This window comes from Gloeobacter kilaueensis JS1, from assembly GCF_000484535.1.
Lineage (GTDB): Bacteria > Cyanobacteriota > Cyanobacteriia > Gloeobacterales > Gloeobacteraceae > Gloeobacter > Gloeobacter kilaueensis.
The window spans coordinates 2,058,753-2,081,884 of record NC_022600.1 but is presented as its reverse complement, the minus strand read 5'-3'; the positions used below and the strand labels follow the sequence as shown (position 1 = coordinate 2,081,884).

At 58.8% G+C, this 23,132-nt stretch carries 17 protein-coding genes, 1 pseudogene and 1 CRISPR repeat array; of the genes and pseudogenes, 3 read left to right on the top strand and 15 right to left on the bottom strand.

Annotation, left to right across the window (positions count from 1 at the left end):
- Positions 1–48: 48 nt before the first annotated feature.
- The 4 genes from GKIL_RS09610 to GKIL_RS09595 form a co-directional block, all read right to left on the bottom strand.
- A complete protein-coding gene (locus tag GKIL_RS09610; RefSeq protein ID WP_023173346.1) occupies positions 49–648 on the bottom strand; it encodes a hypothetical protein in 600 nt (199 codons plus the stop codon).
- A gap of 80 nt (positions 649–728) precedes the next feature.
- Positions 729–1,895, bottom strand: a complete 1,167-nt coding sequence (locus GKIL_RS09605) for a helix-turn-helix domain-containing protein (protein WP_023173345.1) — start codon at positions 1,893–1,895, stop codon at positions 729–731.
- Positions 1,896–2,184: 289 nt separating this feature from the next.
- Positions 2,185–3,768, bottom strand: a complete 1,584-nt coding sequence (locus tag GKIL_RS09600) for a sodium:solute symporter family transporter (protein WP_023173344.1) — start codon at positions 3,766–3,768, stop codon at positions 2,185–2,187.
- A 67-nt stretch (positions 3,769–3,835) separates the two neighbouring features.
- Entirely contained in the window at positions 3,836–5,140 is a 1,305-nt protein-coding gene (locus tag GKIL_RS09595; protein WP_041243855.1) for a PP2C family protein-serine/threonine phosphatase, read from the bottom strand.
- A 121-nt stretch (positions 5,141–5,261) separates the two neighbouring features.
- On the opposite strand from GKIL_RS09595, the gene murG reads away from it, so the two are divergent.
- A complete protein-coding gene (gene murG, locus GKIL_RS09590) occupies positions 5,262–6,353 on the top strand; it encodes an undecaprenyldiphospho-muramoylpentapeptide beta-N-acetylglucosaminyltransferase (protein WP_023173342.1) in 1,092 nt (363 codons plus the stop codon).
- 33 nt (positions 6,354–6,386) lie between these two features.
- Here the strand turns inward: murG and GKIL_RS09585 are convergent, their stop codons facing one another.
- Both GKIL_RS09585 and GKIL_RS09580 read right to left on the bottom strand, forming a co-directional pair.
- Positions 6,387–7,688, bottom strand: coding sequence for a metal-dependent hydrolase family protein (locus GKIL_RS09585; RefSeq protein WP_023173341.1), 1,302 nt, complete (start codon positions 7,686–7,688; stop codon positions 6,387–6,389).
- Between the two features lie 65 nt (positions 7,689–7,753).
- The gene (locus GKIL_RS09580; RefSeq protein WP_023173340.1) at positions 7,754–8,893 is read right to left on the bottom strand and encodes an FUSC family protein; all 1,140 of its coding nucleotides are present in this window, start codon (positions 8,891–8,893) and stop codon (positions 7,754–7,756) included.
- Between the two features lie 388 nt (positions 8,894–9,281).
- On the opposite strand from GKIL_RS09580, the gene GKIL_RS09575 reads away from it, so the two are divergent.
- Complete coding sequence (locus GKIL_RS09575; protein ID WP_023173339.1) at positions 9,282–10,190, top strand: prohibitin family protein; 909 nt, start codon at positions 9,282–9,284, stop codon at positions 10,188–10,190.
- Positions 10,191–10,784: 594 nt separating this feature from the next.
- Here the strand turns inward: GKIL_RS09575 and GKIL_RS25615 are convergent.
- Positions 10,785–10,997: a hypothetical protein gene (locus GKIL_RS25615; protein WP_245595921.1), complete on the bottom strand. Its 213-nt coding sequence runs from the start codon at positions 10,995–10,997 to the stop codon at positions 10,785–10,787.
- Between GKIL_RS25615 and GKIL_RS25910 the strand changes: the two are divergent.
- Positions 10,908–11,198 (top strand): annotated as a pseudogene (locus GKIL_RS25910) (Fic family protein); the annotation flags it as partial. The gene GKIL_RS25615 and the pseudogene GKIL_RS25910 sit on opposite strands and share 90 nt — an antisense overlap.
- On the opposite strand, the gene GKIL_RS25480 reads toward GKIL_RS25910, so the two are convergent.
- The 8 genes from GKIL_RS25480 to cas10d all read right to left on the bottom strand — a co-directional run bounded on the left by GKIL_RS25480 (position 11,154) and on the right by cas10d (position 23,027).
- Positions 11,154–11,423 carry a hypothetical protein gene (locus tag GKIL_RS25480; RefSeq protein WP_223173819.1) on the bottom strand — a complete coding sequence of 90 codons (270 nt, stop codon included), beginning with the start codon at positions 11,421–11,423 and terminating at the stop codon, positions 11,154–11,156. The pseudogene GKIL_RS25910 and the gene GKIL_RS25480 sit on opposite strands and share 45 nt — an antisense overlap.
- Before the next feature lie 264 nt (positions 11,424–11,687).
- Positions 11,688–15,007: a CRISPR direct-repeat array (repeat unit 37 nt; unit sequence GTTTCAATCCCTTTGCAGGGATGGTGGTCGTTTCGAT).
- 257 nt (positions 15,008–15,264) lie between these two features.
- Positions 15,265–15,540 (bottom strand): CRISPR-associated endonuclease Cas2, encoded by a 276-nt coding sequence (cas2, locus tag GKIL_RS09565; RefSeq protein ID WP_023173336.1) that lies wholly within the window; start codon positions 15,538–15,540, stop codon positions 15,265–15,267.
- 3 nt (positions 15,541–15,543) lie between these two features.
- Positions 15,544–16,548: a type I-D CRISPR-associated endonuclease Cas1d gene (gene cas1d, locus GKIL_RS09560; RefSeq protein ID WP_023173335.1), complete on the bottom strand. Its 1,005-nt coding sequence runs from the start codon at positions 16,546–16,548 to the stop codon at positions 15,544–15,546.
- A 3-nt stretch (positions 16,549–16,551) separates the two neighbouring features.
- Positions 16,552–17,148, bottom strand: a complete 597-nt coding sequence (gene cas4 / locus GKIL_RS09555) for a CRISPR-associated protein Cas4 (RefSeq protein ID WP_023173334.1) — start codon at positions 17,146–17,148, stop codon at positions 16,552–16,554.
- The gene (cas6, locus tag GKIL_RS09550; RefSeq protein ID WP_023173333.1) at positions 17,145–17,969 is read right to left on the bottom strand and encodes a CRISPR-associated endoribonuclease Cas6; all 825 of its coding nucleotides are present in this window, start codon (positions 17,967–17,969) and stop codon (positions 17,145–17,147) included. The genes cas4 and cas6 overlap by 4 nt, the downstream gene beginning before the upstream one ends.
- Before the next feature lie 31 nt (positions 17,970–18,000).
- The gene (gene cas5d / locus GKIL_RS09545; protein WP_023173332.1) at positions 18,001–18,711 is read right to left on the bottom strand and encodes a type I-D CRISPR-associated protein Cas5/Csc1; all 711 of its coding nucleotides are present in this window, start codon (positions 18,709–18,711) and stop codon (positions 18,001–18,003) included.
- Position 18,712: 1 nt separating this feature from the next.
- A complete protein-coding gene (gene cas7d / locus GKIL_RS09540; protein ID WP_023173331.1) occupies positions 18,713–19,720 on the bottom strand; it encodes a type I-D CRISPR-associated protein Cas7/Csc2 in 1,008 nt (335 codons plus the stop codon).
- Between the two features lie 25 nt (positions 19,721–19,745).
- Complete coding sequence (gene cas10d, locus GKIL_RS09535) at positions 19,746–23,027, bottom strand: type I-D CRISPR-associated protein Cas10d/Csc3 (RefSeq protein ID WP_023173330.1); 3,282 nt, start codon at positions 23,025–23,027, stop codon at positions 19,746–19,748.
- Between the last annotated feature and the right edge of the window lie 105 nt (positions 23,028–23,132).

Genomic DNA, 23,132 nt, shown 5'->3' with positions numbered 1-23,132 from the left:
TCCATTGAAGCTACGCGAGCTGCTAGGCAGCCTGACGTTCCCAATTATTTATAGTTCACTTGAAAGTGACCTCAACCGCTGGATAATATCCGCTTTCAAGCCAAATCTGGCAGCCTGCATACCGGCAACCAACTCTTCCATCAATTCAACGTCAGGCCGTGTAGTCCGAGCCCAACCAAGGAGAACATCGACGAGTGAAAGATGGAGAAGGCTAATTTTTGCTGCGACTTTACTTGCAGCCTCATCTGAAGAAAGAAATATGCCTGGAAGCTGCCGGTATCGCTCGGCGAGTACAAGACAGGCGGATTCACCTCGTCCGAGCCCGTAATCCTCGATGAATTGTTGTCTTCTCGGCAACTCTTTGAGTAACAGAGGTTCTATAAACAAAGTGCCCGCATCCATCAAGGGCTGAAGCTGTTCAAAATTTCGTAGCCATGTGCTGTACTGAAGTTCCCTGCCCGGTGGCTCCTCTTTCGCCTTTCTTTTCGCAAACCGTATTCCACGAGCGAACTCACTGAGATCTTCATCTTGAGCTTCCAGAGGCCGGGTATCTTCGTCGCAGTTGTAGACCTCGGCTGGAAAACAGGCTCGCTCAACGCCTAGAGCTGTCAAGAGTATGGCAATCCCCTGGTGGTGCGCAAAGGACATCACCCTTAGAACAACGGTATCTAGGATTGCGCGTCGATGCGGCAACAAAAGGAAAATGCTTTATAAAATCTGCAAAGGGATCATACCATCTCTGCGCATCCTTCTTCTGGCGACTGCGCATCCTCCAAGAACAATCGCTCTTCTAACTCGATATCGCTGATACCCAGCCTGTCGGCTGCCCCGCGCAGGGAGAGTTTCTCCTCACGGACGGCTCTGTAGGCAAGCTCGATGAACAGGCGGGGCAGAGTCTCTTCGATGGGTATCGGTCTGGTTCCAAATTCTAGTTTTGTCGGCCCATAACCCAGGGCTCGGGCAAGCACAATCGGCTTGACTCCATCGCTGAGGGCCGCAGGTGCTCGCCCTAGATAATCTCCCTGCTCAAGGCAACGCAGCATTGCTTTGTAGCTCACCCCGAAATAGCGAGACAAGTGGACTATCTGTTCTGGGGTGTCGATGTGTGCAGTGTTAAGAGCCTGGAGGCGTATCAACAATGCCTCTTGGGGTACAAGAAAGCTCGAAGCGAATTGATCTGCGAACCGTTCGAGCGGTCGTTGATCGACCTGTCGGCAGAGCACAGCGGGCCGGTCATAATGGAACAGGCTGTGGGCCAGCTCGTGGGCAAGCGTGAAGGGCCAGCGCGAGTAGGACTGATCGGCGTTGACGACGACGACCGGACCCAGTTCAGGGTGCCAGAAAAAGAAACCCGATAGATCGTCCGGGTCTTGGCCGAGAGATAGAGCAAACACCTGATAACCTTCGGCCTCCAGCCACGCACGAATATTGAGGATCGGTGCGACGCCTAGATCGTAGTGACGACGGACGCGTTCAGCGAAAACAGCTATCTGTTTTTGAGCAATTTCTTTTTCTGCCAAGGCATCGAAAGGATGGTGCGGGGGCTTGGGCCGTGGCGCTCCGGTAAGGCGAAGAAGCTCCAGTAGTAAGCGAATCTTTTCGATCAGTCTGGCAATACCAGTCCTGCCAGCGGGAGAAAGCGTCTTTGATAAATCGCGCAGAGCGGTCTCCCAATCTGGCGTAGAGACCGCCTGACCAAAAAAATAACCGACAGGCACAGCGTACAGGCGTGCCAGTTGCTCAAGGATCAGGGCGTCCACGCGCCGCTTGCCAGCTTCGTATTGGCTCAGGGCAGCTGAAGTAAGACCGATAGCTGCAGCAGCCTCTGTTTGACTCATGCGCGCAAATTCGCGTGCGGAGCGGAGGCGTTCAGCGAAATGCACTCGAGTGTTCATCGCCAATCCAGAACCACATATTTTAACTCTGTGTTTAGATTGCTCCAAACATACTCCATTCTTAACAAAGATTGGAAAGACGCGCAAGTGGTCAGGGATACACAAAAGCGATTGACATGACCACACCCGGCTATGTCTGGATCTCTACCAGGTGAGTATCAGGACGTACTCGCTACCAGGGCAGGGGTTTGTCCAGGTGGAAGTAGCCGCCGCTCGGGCCCTCGACTCCCAGCAGGACCAGTTCGACACCGGTCCTCGCTGCTCATCGGTGCAAAGTGCCGATAGGGGGCTATTCTTCCTGGATGAGCACCTGGGGCTGCTCGCCCGCACTGGTGCTGACAGTTCTAAGGCGGCGAGCGATCGGTCCCCACCATCCCAGCGGCTGGGCGCGGGCATAGAAGCGTTCGAGGATCGCCTCGTCGTCGGGCGGGGTAAGTAGAGCGACACTCACCCAGAGGGCGGTGGTGAGGGCCATCGCCGCCAGAATCCAGACTGCAAAATCCTGCTGGGGCAAAAGCACGTAGCGCACCAATAGATAGATCACTGGCCCCCCGATCGAGGCGGCAAGGCGGGCTCTGGTGTTAAAGCGCCACCACCACCACTGGGCCCAGTTGGCGGGCAATTCAGCCGCGCTCAGACCGATCATGAAGACGGCGATGTCGAGGAGCTGATTGACACCGAAGACGACGCTGAAAGAAAGCACCAGGATCAATAGCGAGACGAGTTTGCCCATCTTGAGGTAGTGCGCTTCGCTTTTATCGGGGCGCAGGTAGCGGCGGTAGATGTCGTTGATCGCCACCTGGGCACCGAAGTTGAGGTTGGAGCTGACCGTAGACATCAGCGAGGCGACCACCGAGACGAGCACCAGGCCCAACAGCCCGCTTGGAATGTACTTGTGGATGAGCATCCCGTAGGCGAGTTCCTGATCGATCGAGCCGTCGCGCAGCCCCGGCCAGATCACCATCGCGCCCAGGGCGGGCAGCGTCAGCGTCAGCAAAAACAAAAACAGGGCCAGCTCCGTCCACAGATACATCCGCGACGCCTCGCGGCCATCGCGGCTGGAGAGGATGCGCTGGCCTTCCATCGCTCCCCCGAGGGGGCAGGCGTCGCCGCCGTAGCCCACCGATGTGCCAAAGGTAAAGGCGACGACAGCAAACAGCGACACGAACTTGTCGTGCGCAGGCGGCAGGCTGCTCATCGCCTGGGGAAAGTGCTGGGCAATGGCGCTGCCGAGGCCGGTGGGACCGCCAAAATCGACGAGCACGGCGATGAGCAGTGCCGTGCTCCCGAGCAGGATAAACAGCGACTGGATGGCGTCTGTGATCACCACCCCCAGGTAACCGCTGAAGTAGAGGTAGACGAGGATGACCGGAACGACGGCGAGCATCGTCTCGACTCTGCCGATGCCGAAGATGGGCGTAATCACCTTGGTCATCCCCAGAAGTCCTGCCCCCGTCCAGGCGACGATCGCGATAAACGCCGAGCGAAAGGCGATCCAGCCCCGCATCCAGCTCGCTCCCCAGCCCTGAAAGCGCAATTCGTAAAATTCGGGGGCCGTAAAGATCTTCAGCCGCCGCCAGAAGACCGCAAAGAGCACGCCGCCGATTAAAAGCGCCCAACCAAAGCGGGCGATATAGAACCAGCCGGCGTAGAGGCCGGTGGCGACGGCGAGCCCGCAGTAAAAGGGGGCCACATCGGCGTTCAGGCAGGTGCTGGCATACGAAAGACCGTTGAGCCAGCCCGGCAGGTTGCGCCCGCCTAAAAAGTAATTTTCAAGGCCCTGCTGGGCGAACTTGCGCAGCGACCAGCCGATCGAGAGCAACATCGCCACGTAAATGCCGATAATCGCCCAATCCAGGCCATTTAACTGCATAGGTACATCTTCGGGCAGAGGTCTTCGATAGCCTACCCTGTTCCGCCCCCAGCGAAAAGAGAACCGCTTATTCGGCTTTGAGCACGATGAGCGTCATGTCGTCGCCGCAGTGGCCATTCGGGCAGAACTGGCGCAATTGCTCAAAGAGGTACTCAAGGATCTGTTCGGGCGACTCGCAGTGGGTGACAGCCCAGCGCACGGCCTGGTTGAGTCCCTGCTCGCCGAAGCGGTGGCTGTCGCGGTCGGCGGCGTCGGTAAAGCCGTCGGTATAGTAGATGACCACATCGCCGGCATTGAGCTGCTGGCTTTGCTGCTGGTAGAGGCTGCCCGGCTCAAGGCCAATCAACATGCCCTGGGTGTCCAGCAGGTGTACTTCCTGGGTGTGGGCGCTCCAGTAAAGAGGCGGGTTGTGGGCGGCGTTGCTGTAGTGGAGCGTGCGGGTGGTCGGATCGTACTCCGAATAAAAGAGCGTCACGAAGCGGTTGGAATTTTCGAGATCGGCGTACATGACGTGGTTAAGGTGTTCGAGGATGAGGGCGGGCGGATCTTTGCGCAGCACCTCGGCGCGCAACATGCCCCGCGTCATCGTCATCAGCAGCCCTGCGGGTACGCCCTTGCCCATCACATCGCCGATTACGATCCCCCAGCGGTTGGTGTGGATGATCGGAATGAAGTCGTAGTAGTCGCCGCCAACTTTGTCCGCTGAAAGACAGCGGGCCGCAAGGCGAATGCCTTCGATGCGGGGGCAGCTGCGGGGTAAAAGTTGCGCCTGAATTTCAGAACCGATCTCCAGTTCGCGGTCGAGCTTTTCTTTGCGCTGCAGCTCCTTGTTGAGGGTGTCGTTCTCGACGGCGACAGCGGTCTGATCGGCCACCAGGCGCAAAAGTTTTTGTCTGCCCTCCGTCCAGTGGTAGTTGGCGACGCGGGAGAAGACGTACAGCCGCCCGCGCAGCGCACTTTTAACCAGGATCGAAGTATTTTGGGCCACTACCCACGGATCGCTCGCCAGCTTTGCCTCGATCGCCGCCGCCTGATCGGCGTGCAGTTCGCGCAGCGGCTCAAGCAGTGCCTCCAGCGACGGCTGCCAGTTTGCATCCGGGCAGTAAAGTTTGACCAGCCCCAGCTGGTTGTCCTCGGCAAAAAGCACCACCGCCCCCGCCTCGGCGTCGGTGACCCGTGCGGCCATCAACGGAATCAACTCCAGCAGCTGATTGAGATTGCTCAGGCTGCGCAGGGCAAAACCGAGGGAGCTGAGCAGATCTTGAATCTTGCGCTGCTCCCGGCTGAGCTGGCTGGCCAGTTCCATCAATGTCAGCGAGGGCGGAGATTGCCCCGGCTCAGCCGGAATTTTAGGGAGAGGTGAGGTTGACATACGCGGGGATCAAAGGTACCCACTAGAGTATCCCAGGATATCTCAGGCAGTGAGCAATTTCTTGGCACATTAAGGAAGGGAGTTAACAGCGCCGCCCGATGCTCTGCTCTGTGCGTTGACGATGAACAAACCGCGCTTGCTGATTGCCGCGAGCGGCACCGGCGGTCACATCTTTCCGGCGCTGGCGGTGGCAGCGCAACTGTCCGGCGAGTTTGAGATTGCCTGGTTGGGTGTTCCCGACCGCCTGGAGACGAAGCTGGTTCCCGAGCGCTACCGCCTCCACACCGTCAGACTGCAGGGACTCAACCGCCGTCCCGGTCCACAGTGGCTTTCGGCGGCCTCCCAGCTTCTGGGAGCCTATCGCTTTGCCCGCCGCCTGCTCAAGGCCGAGGGCTTCTCGGGTGTGTTCACTACCGGCGGCTATATCGCGGCCCCGGCGGTGCTGGCGGCCCGCGCCCTGGGATTACCGGCGGTCGGTCACGAGTCGAACGCACTGCCGGGCAAAGTCACCCGCACCCTGGCGCGCTGGATGGCCTGTCTGGGCCTCGGTTTTGCCGAGGCCGCCGAGTACATTCCGGGGATCCGCAGCCGCTGGGTGGGTACGCCGGTGCGCGAGGAGTTTTTGCGCTCGCCCAATCCGCTTCTTGAGATCGACGTCCCGCCAGAAGCGCCGCTCATCGTCGTGCTGGGGGGTTCTCAGGGCGCTCGGGCAATCAACCAGCTGGTCGTCGAGTGCGCCCCCGGCTGGCTCGCGCGCGGCTGGCAGATCGTGCATGTAAGCGGCGCGGGCGAATTTGAGGCGGTGCGCAGCCGGGCTCCGGTGCATCCGGCCTACCACCTGTATCCCTTCTGGGAGAAGATGGCACCGCTATTGGCGCGGGCGGATCTGGCCATCAGCCGCGCCGGGGCGGCGACTTTGAGCGAACTGCTGGTGAGCGGTACCCCGGCGGTGCTCATTCCTTTTCCCTATGCCGCCGAAGATCACCAGCGCATCAACGCCGAGGTGCTGGTGCGCTCCGGAGCGGCCCTGCACCTGCCGCAGGCCACCTTGAACGGGCCCCTGTTAGATCGCACCGTCGCTGCCCTGTTTGCCGACGCTGACATCCTGCCCCGGATGGCCCGTTCGGCCCGTGCTCTGGCAGTGCCCGATGCGGCGAGCCGCACCGCCGATCTGGTGCGCGAGTGTCTGGGATTGAGAACGCCGGTGGGCTGAATCGCTCGCCGTAACTTGATCCTGGATAGCTTTTTATTCGCGATCGCCCGCCGCTGGGCTGCGGTAGATTTGACCGTTTTTCATCACGAAGACCACCCTGCGCAGGGCACCGATGTCGCGGGTCGGATCGCCTTGAACGGCGACCAGATCCGCGAGCAAGCCCGCTTTTATTGCGCCGATCTGGGCGGACTGATTCAATAGCCTGGCATTGACCGATGTTGCAGAAAGCAGTGCCTGGGCCGGTGTCATCCCGTAGGCGACCATCAATTCCAGTTCGCGGGCATTGTCGCCGTGGCTGAACACGCCCACGTCGCTGCCGTTGCAGATCGTCACCCCCGCTTTGAGAGCGGCCTGGAAGCTAGCCCGCTTGCGGACCAGCGCTTCCGGCTCCGCATCGGTGCCAGGCCGGTAGCCCCGGTAGCGCTCGACCGCTTCGGAGGCGGCCAGGGTCGGGCAGAGGGCAATTTTCTGGCGGGCCATCTGATCGAAGACAGCGGCGGTGCCCTCGTCGCCGTGCTCGATCGTCGTGAAACCGGCCTCGCTCGCCCTTTGCATTCCAGCGGCGGAGGTGGCGTGGGCGGCGGTGGACCTGCCGCTGCTCGCCGCCGTCTGGACGATCAGCTTCAATTCGTCCACCGAGAAGGTCGGCTCGGTGCGGCCATTCGGCCCCCAGCGGTAGTCGGCGTAGACTTTGATCCAGTCGGCTCCTTTGCCGATCTGCTCGCGGACGACACGGGGGAGGCTCGCTCCATCTGCTTCCTGGGCTCCCTGGGGAACGGCGAAGTCAGGGCTGAAACCTTTTGGCTCGTAAGCGCCGGTGGCGACGATGGCGCGGGTGACGACCACCAGCTGTGGGCCTGGAATGATCCCCTGTTCGATCGCCTGCTTGAGGCCGACATCGGCGTAGCCCGCTCCCTCGGTTCCCAGATCCCGCAGGGTCGTAAAACCGGCCATGAGCGTAGCGCGGGCGTGGACGGTGGCACGGGCCACCCGCAGCGCCGGAGGTTCTTTGAGCACCTGATCGACCCAGAGAGCTTCGTTGTAGGGGTGCAGGAACAGGTGCGAGTGCAGGTCGATGAGCCCCGGCAGGAGGGTGGTGCCGGCCAGGACGATTGTCCGGGTGGAGGCGGGGGGACGGACGCTCTGCTCGGGACCGGCGGCGGCAATCCGGTTGCCCTCGACGAGCACCACCCAGCCTGGATGGAGCACCTCGCTCACGCCATCGAACACTGCTGCTGGTTTGATGAGATAGCTTCCAGTCTCGGCCTGGGCTGCCTGGAAGGACAGGATGAAAAAGTGGACAACGACGAGCAACCGCAGCAGGACAGCGCGCATGGCAGGTGGAGGTGTATGGGTAGTGAGGATTATAGAGTGTGTTCGGTCCGGGAAGAATCTATAGGCTAGTTCTCATGGGTTCTTCCGCTTCTCAGGGGAACACCGGCGGAGCGATACGGGCGCAACAGGCGCGCAGGCCAGCCTCCGGGTTGGCCTGCGCTTGTCAGACCAGTGATCTCAGCGGCCAGATTGTCCAGTTCAAGCGCTACCTGCTGGACGCTGAACAAAAAAGAGGTAAAGCGCAGCAGTTCATCTGCGCTGTACTGGCTCGGCACCCGCGCCCGGCGCAGTTCGCCGAATCGCTCGTCCACCGCCTGCACGGCCTGGGAAAGTTGCGCCGGATGGGCCACCGCCTGCGGCTCGCGCAGGGCCGCAGCTAGGGTCGTAAAGGTGGTAACTGTGATCTGGGCCAGGTTTTCTAACTCGGTGCGCAGGTGATTTTGCAAACCGTCGCCGGTACTGTCGGCGATGCCGCGATCGAGGGTGAACAGATCTTCTTGCAGGCGCTCGACGACCACCAGCAGCGAGGTCAGCGCCGGATCTTCCGCCGCCGGGGGCTCGCGGCCAATGTCGCCTACCAGGGTCCGGGCCGTAGCCAGGGACGCTTTGATCGCACCGCGTGCCTCCAGAACTGACCCGGAGTCGTTGCTGGCGCTTAGATAGTTCTCGACCAGTCGCTGGTAGAGTCGGGCATCGGCCTCCAGCAGTGCGGCCAGGGTGTGGCGCAGGTCCCGCCGCGCTCTAGGTGGCCACAGACCAACGGTCACCCCCAGGGCGACCAGCAGGCCGAAGGCGACATCGAGAAAGCGGTGCAGGCCGAAGGACCAGGGCTCTGTGCCGCCCAGCAGCGCAACCAGGACGAAGGTGACCGTCGCAATGCGGAAGCTCTCGTAGACGCCGAGCACAGCACAGAGCAGCACCGTCAGCGTCGTTCCTGCCCCCAGAAGCAGGATATTGTGACCGCCCAGACTGACCAGCACGATGCCGACGAGGACGCCGACCGCCGTGCCCACCAGCCGCTGCCAGCTTGCACCGAAGGAACTGCCCAGATTGGCCTGCATGACGATCACCGCCGAGATCGTCGCCCACAGTGGACTGCGCAGCCCCAACCCCTGGGCACCGAGGTAGGCCAGCAGCGCCGCAACCCCGGCCTTGAAGGCAATTTTGACGGTAGCTGCTGAAAGTTGCTGCTTGAGAATCCTCATCCCCTCGTCCCCCGGCCTCTTCTCCCACCAGGAGTAAGGGTCAAATCGCCTGAAAGCCGCTGTTGGTCCTGCTGGACGCTACTCAACTCTATCTCCTTCCAGACAGCTTCAGAGGAGCCAGGTGGGGTACAGGGAGGCGGGGGACACTTCTAGAAGTACACAAGAAGCAGAATCGATGGTAGTCTCGGAGCACCTGCTGGATCTGGCGAACGAAGCAGCTTCGAGCGCAGGATCCGCTAAAAAGCTTGAGACCACGTTGGGCGCACTGTAGCCGCAAGGAGACAACCGCCAGCCGTGTTTTGCCCCTCCGGCACACTGGCTGATGGTCGTTCGCGGCAGGTCGCAGCGATAGCTCGGAGGGACTCCTACCCCGTCCAAGGAGCTATTCATGCAGTTTCTTAAAGGTGAAAAGTTGGCGATCCAGCCGATCGTGCCGATCGTTGCCGGTGTTGTGATCGCCGTCTTGCTGGTTTTGAATACCTGGACGACGGTGCAGCCGGGTTACGTCGGCATCGTCTTCGATAAAATCACCCACGATGTCCGGGTCGGTCTTCTGGAGCCGGGCTGGGTATTTATCAATCCTCTCACAGAATCGATCCAGCAGTACCCGGTCACGATTCAGACCTACTCGATGGTCCAAAAGTCGAGCGAAGGGCAGGTGGCCGGGGACGATTCGATCAAAATCCAGAGCAACGAAGGCCAGCAGTTGAACCTGGACGCCGTGATTCAGTACCAGGTCAACAAGTCGGAGGCGGCCCGCCTCTACGAGGAGTGGGGAGGAGCCTCGATCGAGACGATCGAAGACCGGGTGGTGCGCCAGTACACCCGCTCCGAAGTGCCCCAGATCGCAGCGCGCTACGGCTGGGAAGAAATCACCAGCAGCCGGCGCTCAGAGATCATTCAGAAGATTGCAGCGAGGCTGAGCGAGGAATTCCAGAAGCGCCACCTGGTCCTCGTCTCGTTTGCCATCCGCGAAGTGCATCTACCGGCGGTGCTCCAGCAGGCACTCAACCAGAAGATCGAAGCCCAGCAACAGGCCGAAAAGCAGCGCTACACCCTCCAGCAGACCGAAATTCAGGCAGAACAGGCAAAAGTCGAGGCCCAGGGCAAGGCGGCAGCGATTCTCATCCGGGCAAAGGCGCAGGCCGACGCCAATAGCCTCCTCTCCCGCAGTCTCACGCCTGAGCTGCTGCGCTCCCAGCAGATCGAAAAGTGGAACGGCATCCTCCCCAGCGTCACCGGCAGCGGTGCGCTCCCGATTCTGGATCTAGAGCAAAGGGGAGAGGCGAAAAAGTAGTGGTGGCCTGTTTTTGAACCTTTTGAACGTTTCGTGCCACTTTATTTGGCGCGATAATCGCGAATCGCGCCACTTTATTTGGCACAATAGTCTTGTATCGTGCCAGCTTGGGATGGATTCGTGCCAAAACGGGTCGTGTCAGACGAAATAGAGCAGTTGATGAATATTATCCGCGCCCACACAGATGGGATCGGAGTAGACACACTACGGCAAAAAGTGGCACTAACAAATTTGAATTGGAGTGAACGTACTCTCAATCGTCGTCTCTCTGAACTGACGACAAAGGGCCGCCTGCGGCGCGAGGGCCGCGCTCGGGCGACAAAGTACTTCGCAAGTGAGCTGCAACCGGCGAGTCGCCTCGAAGTAGAGGTACAGGTGCCGGTCTCGCCGGAGGCAGAGCAGATACGGGCGCTGGTGCGCAGGCCACTGATCGAACGCAGGCCGGTCGGTTACAACCGCAAGTTTCTAGACGCGTACCGCCCGAACGAAACTGCTTATTTATCTGTGGCATTGCGGCGGCAATTGCACAAACTGGGCAAATCCCCTGATGCTGACCGGCCAGTCGGTACTTACGCCCGCCACATTCTCAATCGCTTACTCATCGATCTTTCCTGGAACTCGAGCCGCCTGGAGGGCAACACCTACTCGCGGCTGGACACCGAACGCCTGCTTGAGGAGGGACTTGTCGCCGAAGGAAAGGCGGCCCAGGAGACCCAGATGATCCTCAACCACAAGGACGCGATCGAGCTTTTGGTAGATAACGCAGAAGAAGTAGATTTCAATTCCTATACGATCCGAAACCTGCACGCTCAGCTTGCGAACAATTTACTGGGCGATCAGGCGGCAGGCGGGCGGTTGCGCAGGATTCCGGTGGGTATTAGTGGTACGGTTTACGAACCGCTCGCAATTCCTCAATTGATCGAGGAATGTTTTGAGCAGATCCTGCAGACTGCACGGGTAATCTCAGACCCGTTCGAGCAGGCTTTTTTTGTCATGGTCCATCTGCCCTACCTGCAGCCCTTCGAGGATGTCAACAAGCGCGTATCGCGACTGGCGGCAAACATTCCCCTCATCAAGGGCAACCTCTGTCCCCTCTCTTTTACAGAAGTGCCAGAGCAGAGCTATATCGAGGGCATTCTCGGCATTTATGAATTGAACCGGATCGAGCTGATGCGGGATGTCTTCGTCTGGGCATACGAGCGCTCCTGTGCTCGCTATCTGGCCGTGCGCCATTCTCTAGGTGAACCCGATCGTTTTCGGATGCGCTACCGTCAGCAAGTGTCCGAAGCTGTGAGGCACGTTGTCAGAGAAAAGCTGGATCGCGAAGCAGCGGAGCAATTCACCCTGCAGTTCGCAAGCGCGCCATTCGAAGCCGACGAACGAGACCGACTGGTAGAGACAATCCTCGATGAGCTGGAAAGCCTGCACTTGGGCAACATCACCCGTTACCGTCTGAGTCCATCGGATTATGAAAGCTGGCACGTCCGGTGGAAAGCGTAGCCAATCCCTTTGCAGGGATGGTGGTCGTTTCGATGCGGCATCACTGATCCTTCTGCTGAGGATGTGCGTCTGTTTCAATCCCTTTGCAGGGATGGTGGTCGTTTCGATCGTTCGCCTTCGAGGAGATCTTGAGTTCTCTACCTGTTTCAATCCCTTTGCAGGGATGGTGGTCGTTTCGATGATCCTGCCCCCGGCCTGCACGGGCAGTGCTTAGGTTTCAATCCCTTTGCAGGGATGGTGGTCGTTTCGATGTCGAAAGTGTCGCCAATTGTGAAAGGGTAGGGCGTTTCAATCCCTTTGCAGGGATGGTGGTCGTTTCGATCTATTGGAAAACGAATGATCAATTGCGTCGAAAATGTTTCAATCCCTTTGCAGGGATGGTGGTCGTTTCGATTTGATATTGTGCAAATAGGAAAGCGCGACGCCTCCTAGTTTCAATCCCTTTGCAGGGATGGTGGTCGTTTCGATTCTATCCAGTCCATATCCCCGGTGCCGTTGGGCACGGTTTCAATCCCTTTGCAGGGATGGTGGTCGTTTCGATTCGATTTACGGCGGTAGGCTGGCATCTCATCAAGTTTCAATCCCTTTGCAGGGATGGTGGTCGTTTCGATCTTCGGAAGCTTCCGCTAAAGTCTCGAAGATAATCGCTTCCGAGTTTCAATCCCTTTGCAGGGATGGTGGTCGTTTCGATTACAATTTCGCCACCCGCCAAACCGCTACTACCCAGTTTCAATCCCTTTGCAGGGATGGTGGTCGTTTCGATCAGCGGTGTTAAACCCAGATTTTGTGATAACTTCAGTTTCAATCCCTTTGCAGGGATGGTGGTCGTTTCGATATGGCGCTACTCCACCGGAAGCGCGATCAAACTTTTAGTTTCAATCCCTTTGCAGGGATGGTGGTCGTTTCGATGTTCCCGAAATATCCCAATCGGCAAACCAGCTTCTGTTTCAATCCCTTTGCAGGGATGGTGGTCGTTTCGATGCCCAAGAGACGCGCTCCGCAGGCGATAAGCAGTGTTTCAATCCCTTTGCAGGGATGGTGGTCGTTTCGATCTTGTTCCTTCCAGCAACAACGTCGGCGCAGTGCTCATGTTTCAATCCCTTTGCAGGGATGGTGGTCGTTTCGATGGCACCCGCATCCCATCCTCGATTCTTTTCAGCCTGTTTCAATCCCTTTGCAGGGATGGTGGTCGTTTCGATCTGCTGCAGCAGCTGGGGTGGAAGCGGGCGCAGTGGTTTCAATCCCTTTGCAGGGATGGTGGTCGTTTCGATAATTACCCCAGGAGGCGCACCGTGCCCACATCTGGTTTCAATCCCTTTGCAGGGATGGTGGTCGTTTCGATCCTCGACCAGCGCATTGCCCAGGTCGAGCAAGCTGGTTTCAATCCCTTTGCAGGGATGGTGGTCGTTTCGATTTGCGAGCTTTGCGCTCGGCAGCGATGGCAGCGCGTTTCAATCCCTTTGCAGGGATGGTGGTCGTTTCGATGGAAGCCCGCCACCGCGTCCAGCGTCTCACCCGCTCGTTTCAATCCCTTTGCAGGGATGGTGGTCGTTTCGATCGCATTCTTGTTACTCCTGGTGTGTTGTGCCAAGTTTCAATCCCTTTGCAGGGATGGTGGTCGTTTCGATCTGGTTGCGCTGATGCCAATTACCGCCGACCTGCAGTTTCAATCCCTTTGCAGGGATGGTGGTCGTTTCGATGGTACAGGTAGCCATTCTTCGGCGGGGTTGATCGTGTTTCAATCCCTTTGCAGGGATGGTGGTCGTTTCGATCGCGCTCTGGGCGCTGCACGAAATGTTCGATGCCCCCGTTTCAATCCCTTTGCAGGGATGGTGGTCGTTTCGATGTGCCCGATTTGCCACGGCGGCGACCGCCGCGATCGGTGCTTTAGCGTGAACCTGGTTTCAATCCCTTTGCAGGGATGGTGGTCGTTTCGATGCCTCGAAGAGCAGTTTATCTACGGCCCGCTGCGCGTTTCAATCCCTTTGCAGGGATGGTGGTCGTTTCGATCTATTAAAGAAACCGCCACCGGCAAAGCTGCCGCTGGTTTCAATCCCTTTGCAGGGATGGTGGTCGTTTCGATCCTGTCTGCCGTAGCTGGCGTGCTCAAGCTTTACGTTTCAATCCCTTTGCAGGGATGGTGGTCGTTTCGATCGTCTGCCAAGAAACCAGGCGTGCTGGGGCCAACGGTTTCAATCCCTTTGCAGGGATGGTGGTCGTTTCGATTTCTTCCCTATCAAGGGCGGTTGATCCGCAGCTACTACGTTTCAATCCCTTTGCAGGGATGGTGGTCGTTTCGATACCCTGGCCTTAGCGCTGCTGCCCGTAACCGTTGGTTGTTTCAATCCCTTTGCAGGGATGGTGGTCGTTTCGATGAGAAAAGACAATCTATTGTCCGCGCTGACGCTGCGGTTTCAATCCCTTTGCAGGGATGGTGGTCGTTTCGATGTGCGGTTGGCGGGCGGGGTGGTTTGTTTACCGGGTTTCAATCCCTTTGCAGGGATGGTGGTCGTTTCGATAGCGCCGCAGCCGCAGCATGGGCCAGGGCTTGGCCTACGAGTTTCAATCCCTTTGCAGGGATGGTGGTCGTTTCGATCTGTACGACGATACGCAAGTTGATTTTTTTACGGGGTTTCAATCCCTTTGCAGGGATGGTGGTCGTTTCGATTTTTATTCCCGCGATCCGGTCACATTAAAAGACAAGTTTCAATCCCTTTGCAGGGATGGTGGTCGTTTCGATGCTCCCGCAGCCGATACACCGCAGTATTCCTGTCGTTTCAATCCCTTTGCAGGGATGGTGGTCGTTTCGATATGAAAACTCGTCTCAAAGCAGCCGAATCAGTTCTCGTTTCAATCCCTTTGCAGGGATGGTGGTCGTTTCGATCTGGTAGGCGATATGCTGTCGATCCGGGCTGGTGTTTCAATCCCTTTGCAGGGATGGTGGTCGTTTCGATTCGTTGATTTTGAAGGATTAAGATTTGGCTACGTGTTTCAATCCCTTTGCAGGGATGGTGGTCGTTTCGATAGATTGGAAATAGGCGCTAACGTCTGGGAGCATCCTGTTTCAATCCCTTTGCAGGGATGGTGGTCGTTTCGATGCTGGTATACCGGGAAGCGATTACCTCCGATCAATGGTTTCAATCCCTTTGCAGGGATGGTGGTCGTTTCGATTAACGATACTCCCTACCGTTATTTTACTGAAGTCACTGTTTCAATCCCTTTGCAGGGATGGTGGTCGTTTCGATTCCCAGACGGCCTTACTGTCCGCCCAGGGGGATAAGTTTCAATCCCTTTGCAGGGATGGTGGTCGTTTCGATGGCGCGGCCTGGATGCTGTGTAGTATGCAGTTTTCAAGGTGCATTTGCGCGGACCGACATATCATACGCGATCTTGGGCAAGGGTGGAGTTGCTTCTTTGAGCCGTTGCGCGGCTGGAAGGTGCTTCTGGAGCACTTTTGAGCCGTTGCGCGGATCGATCTTTGAGGGCTGGGGGTTGAAAGGCAAGCACAGAGAGGGTTTGAGGGCCTTCTGGCTGAGTCTTGGATTTTTACAGCCTCCCATCCGCGCACGCTGGTTCACCCGGCAAAGAAAATGCTGTCGTCGGTGGGCGGCTTGCCACCGATGCGCTCGATCTTTGGGCTGCAGGTGCGGCAGAGAAAGTAAAACCGGATGCTGTCCTCCTCGGGTTTGATCAGTGCTGAAAGGCGTGCCCGCAGGCGAGCGTAGTTCGTATCGTCCAGGTCGCACTCGAAGACGCTGAACTGCACCCACTCGCCGTAGGACTTCAGGGCGTTGTGGATCTTTGTCCGGCGCTTGTCGTTGGGAATATCGTAGGAGACCAGAACGAACATGGTTCATTTCAGGATGAGTGGCGGGTATTGGTGGGTTTCTCCAAGCAGATACTTGCTCAGCAGGCGCGCCTGGATCTCGAAGGCTTCCTGATAGGTGCATTGTTTTTCAAGTACTAGATGCCGAAAGCGCGACTGCTTTTTTTGCTCGTACTGACGCAGAAACTGCTTGCGGGCCTCGGCATTCAGGCTGACTGCGCCACTTAGAGGCTCGCTTTCAAAGTCTGTGGGTTGGAGGACGGATTTATTCAGACAGCCAAGGATCATCGCATCGACGACGAGGGGGCGAAATTCCTCCATCAGATCCAAGGCGAGGGAAGGCCGCCCGTAGCGCTGGGTGTGTAGGAAGCCCAGGTACGGATCAAAGCCGACGATGTTGAGGGCACTCTGGATATCGTGGCGAAGCAGCGAGTAGCCAAAGCTCAGCAGAGCGTTGACGGGATCGAGGGGCGGGCGGCGGTTGCGGTGGGTGAACGAGAACCCTTTTACTCTGATCAACTGCTCGAAGACGGCGAAGTAGGACGCACTACCAGCTCCTTCGAGGCCGCGCACGCTATCGACATTCTCAGTGCGTGGCAGAGCATCGATGTTTTGCTGAATGCTCTCGATCGCCTTCTGGACGTTCAACTCCGGGTGTTCCCGCTGGGCGCGCATCAGGTCGTTTCGGCAGTTTTTTAATTTGCCGCGCACGAACGCCCGTGCCAGGTGCAGGGTCCGCTCAGGCTGCTCACTGGCGCGCCACTGGGCTGAGCGCACAAAGATATTTTTGGATAGCTCCGGCTCCACACGCCCGAGATAGCGCCCGGTGGGCGAGAGAAAGCTCATCGGAATGCGCCGCTCCAGCAATTCGCCCATCAGGGCCGGAGAAAAGTGGGCCCGGCCCAATACCACGATGCCGTCGATCCTCAGAAGCGGTACTTCCAGGAGGGTGCGGCGCTCGTGGGTAATTTTTAGCCGCTCGTCGCTGCGGCCCAAAAAGGCATCTTCTTGATTTACGTACACGGTGCCCATCGCTTAATTTTCCTCCTGGTACTTTGCTACTTTTGCTGCGAGCTTCGGACGGCACTGTTCCAGCAGACTGCAACCTTCGCAGCGCTTTGAGTAGATGGCCGGTGGCATTGCGCCGGAAGTCAGCATCTCGCGCACCGCTGCGATCGTCTCGACGGTCTGCATTCGGACAGGACCAACGAGAGGAACGGCTTCCCGGCGGTGCAACCGGGTCGAATAGATGAAGCCCACCGGTACGGTGCTCCCGGTCATCTCCTCCAGACAGAGCGCCTGACCGCACAGTTGCAGCGCGTCGTTGTCCCAGTCACTTTGAGCGCCGCGCTTGTACTCCACCGGGCAGTACAGGTTCTCCCGGTACTCGATCAAGTCCGCCTTGCCGATGAGGCCGTATTGTTCGGAACGCAGCCAGATGCCTCGCCATTGCTGCACCTCGTCGCGGTTCCCGCTACCGACGGTATGGACGCGGCGGTGCAGGTCGCTGCCTTCGATCGTCGCCGCGTTGTCGGTAAAGCCTCCGGCGCAAAACATGCGCCAGCAGCGGTGCGGGCAGTAGGCGTACTGGTTGAGAGCGGCGATGGGAACGTATTGCTCATCAGCAATCATGATCGAATTCTCCGGGCCATGCCCATGCCCATCGTCGTCTTACGCCCGACCCCGGCGTAGAGGGCAAAGTCGGCCAGGGCGTTGATCTGGCGGATGAGATCGGGCGACACCTGGCCCAGAATCTCGTAGGTGATCGTGCCGATACAGCCGATGAATTTGCTGCGCTGGTCGGCCACCCGCCGCGTCTCGACTGCGAAGCGACAGGGAAAGACCTGCCTGCGCACCAGTTCGATCACCTCCCAGGGGATCGCAATTGGACTATACTTCTGCCAGCGCTTGAGCAGGCTTCCGAAGACGAGTTCAGCGGTAGGCAGGGCCGTGTCGTAGTCGTTTTGCCTGAAGCAGGTGGGCGTGCAGAAGCGCAGGCTGAGGTAGCGCTCCTCGGCGGAGGCGGACTCGAAGAGTGCGCTGTAGGTCTGGCTGTTGGCCCAGGGCTGGGGCGATTGGGCGGTGGCGAGAATAGAAGCGATCTCCAGGTTGGCTGCACCCAGGTGCCAGGCGTGCCGGGGATTGAGGTTGAGCCAGAGCTGAGTGAGCTGGCTAAAAAGCGCTTCGTCTAACAGGCCAATGCGCCACCAGCAGGAGGTACCGGCAGGGATGGGCCGGGTATGAAAGGTCTGAAGCGCTTCGTCGGGGGAGCGCGTCTGGAGGGGACTGAGGGCGAAGGCTTTGTCCCGCGTATCGCTGTGCAGGTGGGTGGCCAGATCTGGAGCGACGGCGTTGACCATCGAGAGAAATAGCGCGTGCAGGTGGCGGCCTTCGAGATAACCGGGCTGAATCGGTTCGCGGGGCAGCAAGTTGACGACCAGAGAGTAGGGCATGGGTTGGAAAGGGGGTATAGATCAGAAGGTGTCAGGCGGGGGCGCTAAAGCGAAACTGCATCCGTCCGGGCAGTTTTATCCCGTCGCAGTCGAGGGCGATCCCGCGCAGCCGGACGTTGCGGATCAGACTCACCGGCGGCATGTTCACCGTGTCGTAGCTCAGAACCGAATGGCTGAACATGACATCCAGGGGGTTGAGGGGGGCCGCACAGACAAATTCGGTCTCGCTGCGGGCAGGTTCGAGCGGTCGCACATTGACCAGGGTGAGTTCCGCTTTGCTCAGCCACTTGCCCAGCCGAATCCAGCGGGGCAAATCCAGAGGTTTCGAGGCGATCAAGAAGAACTCGAAGGTGCTGCCGGGGGCGACCTCCTTGGCCCGACCGAAGCTCGGGATATTTTTTTGGGTCTTGCCCATCTCGACGCGGTAGCGGTTGTCGCCGTACTTCCAGGTGTTGAGCACAGTGGTGTGCTGGAGCGTTCGGGCTGGGGTGACGTAGATGCCTGCCCGGTTGAGAGCCTCCAGATGCACGGCATAATGTGGTACCTGCTCAGCGCTGAAGTAGCGGTAGCCCTGCGCCTCCGGAACGCGGGTGCCGTGGCGGTCGCTGTCTACCAGGCCGAGGGCGTAGCAGAGGGCGTAGTTGTGCAGGATCGGTTCGGTCTCGTAGAGCCGTCCAATCTCGCGGGTGGCAAAGTAGAGGCTGTCGTGCAGCTCGAAGCAGTAGCGGTGAACAAACACCATCTCACGACTCCTTTGCAGCCTTCGTGGCCTTCTGCTTGATGTGGTTTTTGTTGTACTCCTTTGCCTCGCGGTCGGCCTGCTCCAGGAGACGGCGGATGCCCGCCTCGCTGCCGGTCAACTGCCGCACCTCGGCCAGAACCGGAGCGAACGCCTCTGCGATCAAGTCCGTATGCACGACGCACTCCTTTGCCAGTAGCTCCGTAATCGTCCTGGCGGCAGCCTGGATCACTTCGTCCTCGTTGAGTGGGTCAGTGAGCGTATCGTTCGCCTTCATCGCGTCGTAAATGGCCTGGGTCCAGCGCAGGTTGCTCAGGATCTCGCCGTCTGAGAAGGACACCCCGATCAGTTCGTTGCGCAACTTGCCGGTGCGGGTGGTCTGTGCGCCGTAGTGGCGGGTGCGCAGCAGGTTGTTGAAGACGTACAGAAAGCCCGCTTCGGTGGGATCTTTGAGGGTGACGATACTCGGAAAGAACACCTGAGGCTTGATGTGATCCTGGGAGTTGATCCGGCTTGTCACCTCACCCGCCTTGGTGCCTGGCTCTCCCTTCGAGGCCATCGTGCCGTTCTCGTAGGGCGCGTTGAGGGTAAAGCGCTCGTGGGAGCCGTCGAAGGCGGTGATCGAGTAGGCGGTGTCCACGACGACCTTGGACTTTTCGGAGCCCGAATCGCCGATGGCGAAGCCGTAGAGGATGCAGTCGGGCGTGTTCATCGAGAATTCGACGTTGTACTCGCACTTTTCGGCTCCAGGAATCTCGTAGCGGCGCAGCAACTCCCGGCCCACCAATCGCTCAGGGGTGGACTGTTTGCGCTTGAACATGGCGAGTCGGCTGATGGGCGTGTCGTCCTGAATCCCGGCGCGCACGCGGGCTTTATTTAATTCGCCGTCGGTCTGAAAGAGCGGGTAAGACTCGGTGATCCGCACGGTGAGAAAGTGAACGTACTTGCCCATCGGCTTGTAGGGGATGGCGCTGTGAAAGTACTTCGGATCGAGGGTCGAAAGCAGGGCCATGATGTTTTCTCCTTGTGGTGTGAGTTCAAGCAGCAGGAGCCGATTCGTCGGGGGAAGCTGGTTCGTCAGGGCCGGGGGGCTGGGGCTTTGCAGCAAGTTCCCGGTCCTCCTCCAGCCGATAGAGAAATTCGCAGGCGTCGCGCAACAGGTTGAGCTGGCGGCCATCGAGGCGCGCCCGGTCGGAGTCGAAGGTTTTTACGAACACGTCCTCGACGAAGTAGCGGGCAAATTCGAGGATGGCGAGGCGCTCTGCTTCGCGGTCGCGGATCACCCAGCGGCCCTCGGCGGTAGAAGCGCGCACGCGGTCCATCAGTTTGCCCACCCCCCCGGCGACGAGGACGACCAGTTCATCGCTTCTAAGAGCCGGGTCAGCGAGCATGACGACACTGGCAGCGTCGTCGAGCGGACGCAAAACCGAGCGGGAGCTGGCGTTGTAGCGCTTCTCGGCGCGGTAGAAGCGCCGGTACAGCTCAGTGAGTGTTTTCGGGCGGTTGAGCGGCGAGGTTTCAGGCACAATAAACTCCTCCGAGTCAGGAATGTAAGAAACTTCAGGATCGAAGCAAGGATAAAAGGAGTAGGCATAGAGCCGAATCCGGTCGATCGACGGAGCTTCGACACCTTGATCGCGCACCCACTTTTTGAGATAGCTGAAGACGTAAAGCGGGCTGGTATCGAGGTCGAAGGCCAGCTCCGGCAGCCGATTCCACTTCGGATCTCCCTGGCGGGCAAACACATCGAGGTGAATGGCGTAGGCAGCGGTGAGGGCAGTGAGGGCTGGAGGCTGCCGGGGCTCTTTCGGATTGCGACCCAGCAGGTGATTGAGCCGGAAGCTGTCGTTGCGAACGAGCGAGCGAATCGCCTGGGGCGCACCGTCGAGAAATACCGTTTCCTCGAACTCGCTGCCGTCGAGAAAGGGCGGAATTGGGGACTCGGAGACGACTGCCTTTACATCGAGGATGAGCGGCAGCGTCAGCCCCAGCCAGGCAGGCATGATCCAGGATTCGGTATCAGTGGGGTCGCGCCCCGGCGGCAACGCCATAAAGTAAAACGTCAAAGGCTGGTCGTCGGGATAGGCGAGCTTGAAGGTGCGATCCTTGCTGCGCTCCAGTTCCGGGTCGAGCAAAAAGGCATCCACGCTCTGGTAGTTCGCCTTTGAAAAATCAGCTGTAAAGTTCTTGCGGACAAAGTGATTGCGCAACTTAAAAGTGAACCGGGTTTCGGCCATCGCCCGGTACGCCTTCTGTAAAAACCGGTTCGTCTCCGGGGTGAAGTAGTAGGTGGGATAGAGGTAGAGGTAACGGTACTTGCCGTCCTCGAAGCGCTTGCCCACTGCCCCGGTATTGCTCATCAGGATCTGGCGCAGCATCATCTCCGTGGCGGCGATGCTGGAGATGTTGCGCTTGGCGTTCGAGCCGCCGAGCATCTGTTTATTCGTGTAGACCTGGGGTGTAAAGAGCACCGCCGATTCCATCTGTTCGCTCACCGTGTAAGCACTATGGGAGATCGAGCAGATGAGCTGGCGGCCCCGGCCTGGCTTCTTCGCTGCCTGATAGCGGTTCAGTTCGTCCAGGAAGGTGCCCTGGGGCAGTTCGCGCTCCCGCTGCTGGGCAGGCAAAACAACAGTGTTCGCAACCCATGCCCGCAGGTCGTCCCAGCCGTCGGGTAGAGGGTAACGCTCAAGAATTGGCTGCAATCGCCTGGCGGCGTAAGCGATCACCCCCTCGCAGACGGAGCGCACGTTCTCGATACCGGGGTGGTGCTTCAGGTATTGGGCCGCCAGGTAATACCACTCGTAAGGGACGCCGCCGGTATTGCCCTTGAGGTTGTTCTCCCGCAGGCTCTCGTTGATGCGGCCAATGTGTTTAAGGGCAGGCAGGCATTCTTCCAGTTGCCACTCCCGGCAGATCTCGGCGACCAGATCTACTGGCTCGGGAGCGGGGAGCTTTTTATCCTTCTTGCACGCCTCCTCGATCTTGTTGCGCCGCTCGCCCCAGATCTTGCGACTTACCAGATCGCAGAACTCGGCCAGCTGATCGATGCGGGTGTCGTCACCGAAGTCGAAGTCGAAGCCCTCTGGCAACACCTTCTGGCTCTGGAAGCGCTTGAGATTTTCGCTGCGGGCTGCGGAGACAGGTTTCTTGTTCTTGCTCGGGTCCATCATCTTCAGCACCGCGTCCAGGGCGACGCCCATCAGGCCCGCATCCTCAAAAAAGAGCGTGTAGTACTCGGCAAACTTCATCCCCTTGCCGTCGCGACCGAAACCCGTCTGGCGGCGACGCAACTCCCCAGCACAGAGCTTCTTGATCCGCTCGATGACTCGTTCCGGCAAATCAGCGGCATCGATGGGCGGGGCATCTTTGGTTGCCAGATAAATTACCCCCGTGGGTAGGTAGAGCAGGGGCGTGTAGTGCGGTGCAGGATGAATGTCGATCAGGACGTTGTTGAGGATGTTCGTGAGCACGCCCCGGTTCTCGGTGATCGCATGGTAGGTCAAGACGAGTTGCCCTTCGCACAGCTCGTGGAGCAGTTCTTTGAACTTGGTGTGACCTGCATCCCAGGGGTGCTTCACGATCGAGGCGAGGGAGTCCGCCAGACAAGTGAGTTCTGTCAGTTGGCGCAACGTCCGGCTGGGTAGAACTGGCCTCAATCCCCCGGCCCCAAAGTTCCAGTTGGTACCCCAGCGCCGCTGGGTGTTGAAGGCGATAGCCAGAAGATCGTCTAGATAAGTGCGCCAGGTGTCCGGGTTCTCCGGGTCGAGAAAGCGGTCGAGGCCCAGTTGCACTATTTTTTCTGCCACAATCTGCCGCTGGCCCTCCAGTGGCAAACCCCGCGCCTGATCCGTCACATCCGGGAACTTTTCAAAGTCGTGCAGCACAAAGGCCGCCAGAACGATCCGTCGTTCCCTCTCGCTGACACAGCGGCGGATCGTCGTATCCATCTGCTCCAGACGCTGTTCGATCAGATTGGCTGGGAAGATGCCGTTCAACAGATGCGTAGCGAGGGACTGGTCTGCAGCATTGTCCCGCCGGATTTTGATGCCCTGCACGTCCAGGTTGTCAAAAAATTCTCCGCCCTTCGCCGTTGCTCCCACCGTCACCCGCAACAGGTTCGGCAGAACGTACTCGGCAAAGTCTGCCATGCAGCGATCGTCGGGGTTCTGTGCCCGGATCGCTCCCTGGAGCAACCGCAAAGCCAGGGCTTCAGCTGCAGAAGGTTCAGAGCCCGGTGCGTCAAATTCCAGAGACTCTTCTTCGTCTTCTTCCTCGCTTTCGTCGTACAGTTCTTCATTCTCATCGCCGAAATTCATAGATGTTCTCCAAAAGAAAAGACGTGAAATCCCACGAAAAAGCAGAACCAGTATGGTTCCTATCTCTCAGCTGAGTGCGTTAAGAATCACAAAATCTAGTCGAAC

Excerpts from the sequence above, each read along its gene's own strand:
- murG (WP_023173342.1), top strand. The coding sequence starts at position 5,262 with ATGAACAAACCGCGCTTGCTGATTGCCGCGAGCGGCACCGGCGGTCAC.
- cas6 (WP_023173333.1), bottom strand. The coding sequence starts at position 17,969 with ATGCCCTACTCTCTGGTCGTCAACTTGCTGCCCCGCGAACCGATTCAG.
- cas5d (WP_023173332.1), bottom strand. The coding sequence starts at position 18,711 with ATGGTGTTTGTTCACCGCTACTGCTTCGAGCTGCACGACAGCCTCTAC.
- cas1d (WP_023173335.1), bottom strand. The coding sequence starts at position 16,548 with ATGGGCACCGTGTACGTAAATCAAGAAGATGCCTTTTTGGGCCGCAGC.
- GKIL_RS09610 (WP_023173346.1), bottom strand. The coding sequence starts at position 648 with ATGTCCTTTGCGCACCACCAGGGGATTGCCATACTCTTGACAGCTCTA.
- cas4 (WP_023173334.1), bottom strand. The coding sequence starts at position 17,148 with ATGATTGCTGATGAGCAATACGTTCCCATCGCCGCTCTCAACCAGTAC.
- GKIL_RS09580 (WP_023173340.1), bottom strand. The coding sequence starts at position 8,893 with ATGAGGATTCTCAAGCAGCAACTTTCAGCAGCTACCGTCAAAATTGCC.
- GKIL_RS09575 (WP_023173339.1), top strand. The coding sequence starts at position 9,282 with ATGCAGTTTCTTAAAGGTGAAAAGTTGGCGATCCAGCCGATCGTGCCG.
- GKIL_RS09585 (WP_023173341.1), bottom strand. The coding sequence starts at position 7,688 with ATGCGCGCTGTCCTGCTGCGGTTGCTCGTCGTTGTCCACTTTTTCATC.
- GKIL_RS09605 (WP_023173345.1), bottom strand. The coding sequence starts at position 1,895 with ATGAACACTCGAGTGCATTTCGCTGAACGCCTCCGCTCCGCACGCGAA.
- cas2 (WP_023173336.1), bottom strand. The coding sequence starts at position 15,540 with ATGTTCGTTCTGGTCTCCTACGATATTCCCAACGACAAGCGCCGGACA.
- cas10d (WP_023173330.1), bottom strand. The coding sequence starts at position 23,027 with ATGAATTTCGGCGATGAGAATGAAGAACTGTACGACGAAAGCGAGGAA.
- GKIL_RS09595 (WP_041243855.1), bottom strand. The coding sequence starts at position 5,140 with ATGTCAACCTCACCTCTCCCTAAAATTCCGGCTGAGCCGGGGCAATCT.
- GKIL_RS09600 (WP_023173344.1), bottom strand. The coding sequence starts at position 3,768 with ATGCAGTTAAATGGCCTGGATTGGGCGATTATCGGCATTTACGTGGCG.
- cas7d (WP_023173331.1), bottom strand. The coding sequence starts at position 19,720 with ATGGCCCTGCTTTCGACCCTCGATCCGAAGTACTTTCACAGCGCCATC.
- GKIL_RS25480 (WP_223173819.1), bottom strand. The coding sequence starts at position 11,423 with ATGGCGCACGGCCAGATAGCGAGCACAGGAGCGCTCGTATGCCCAGAC.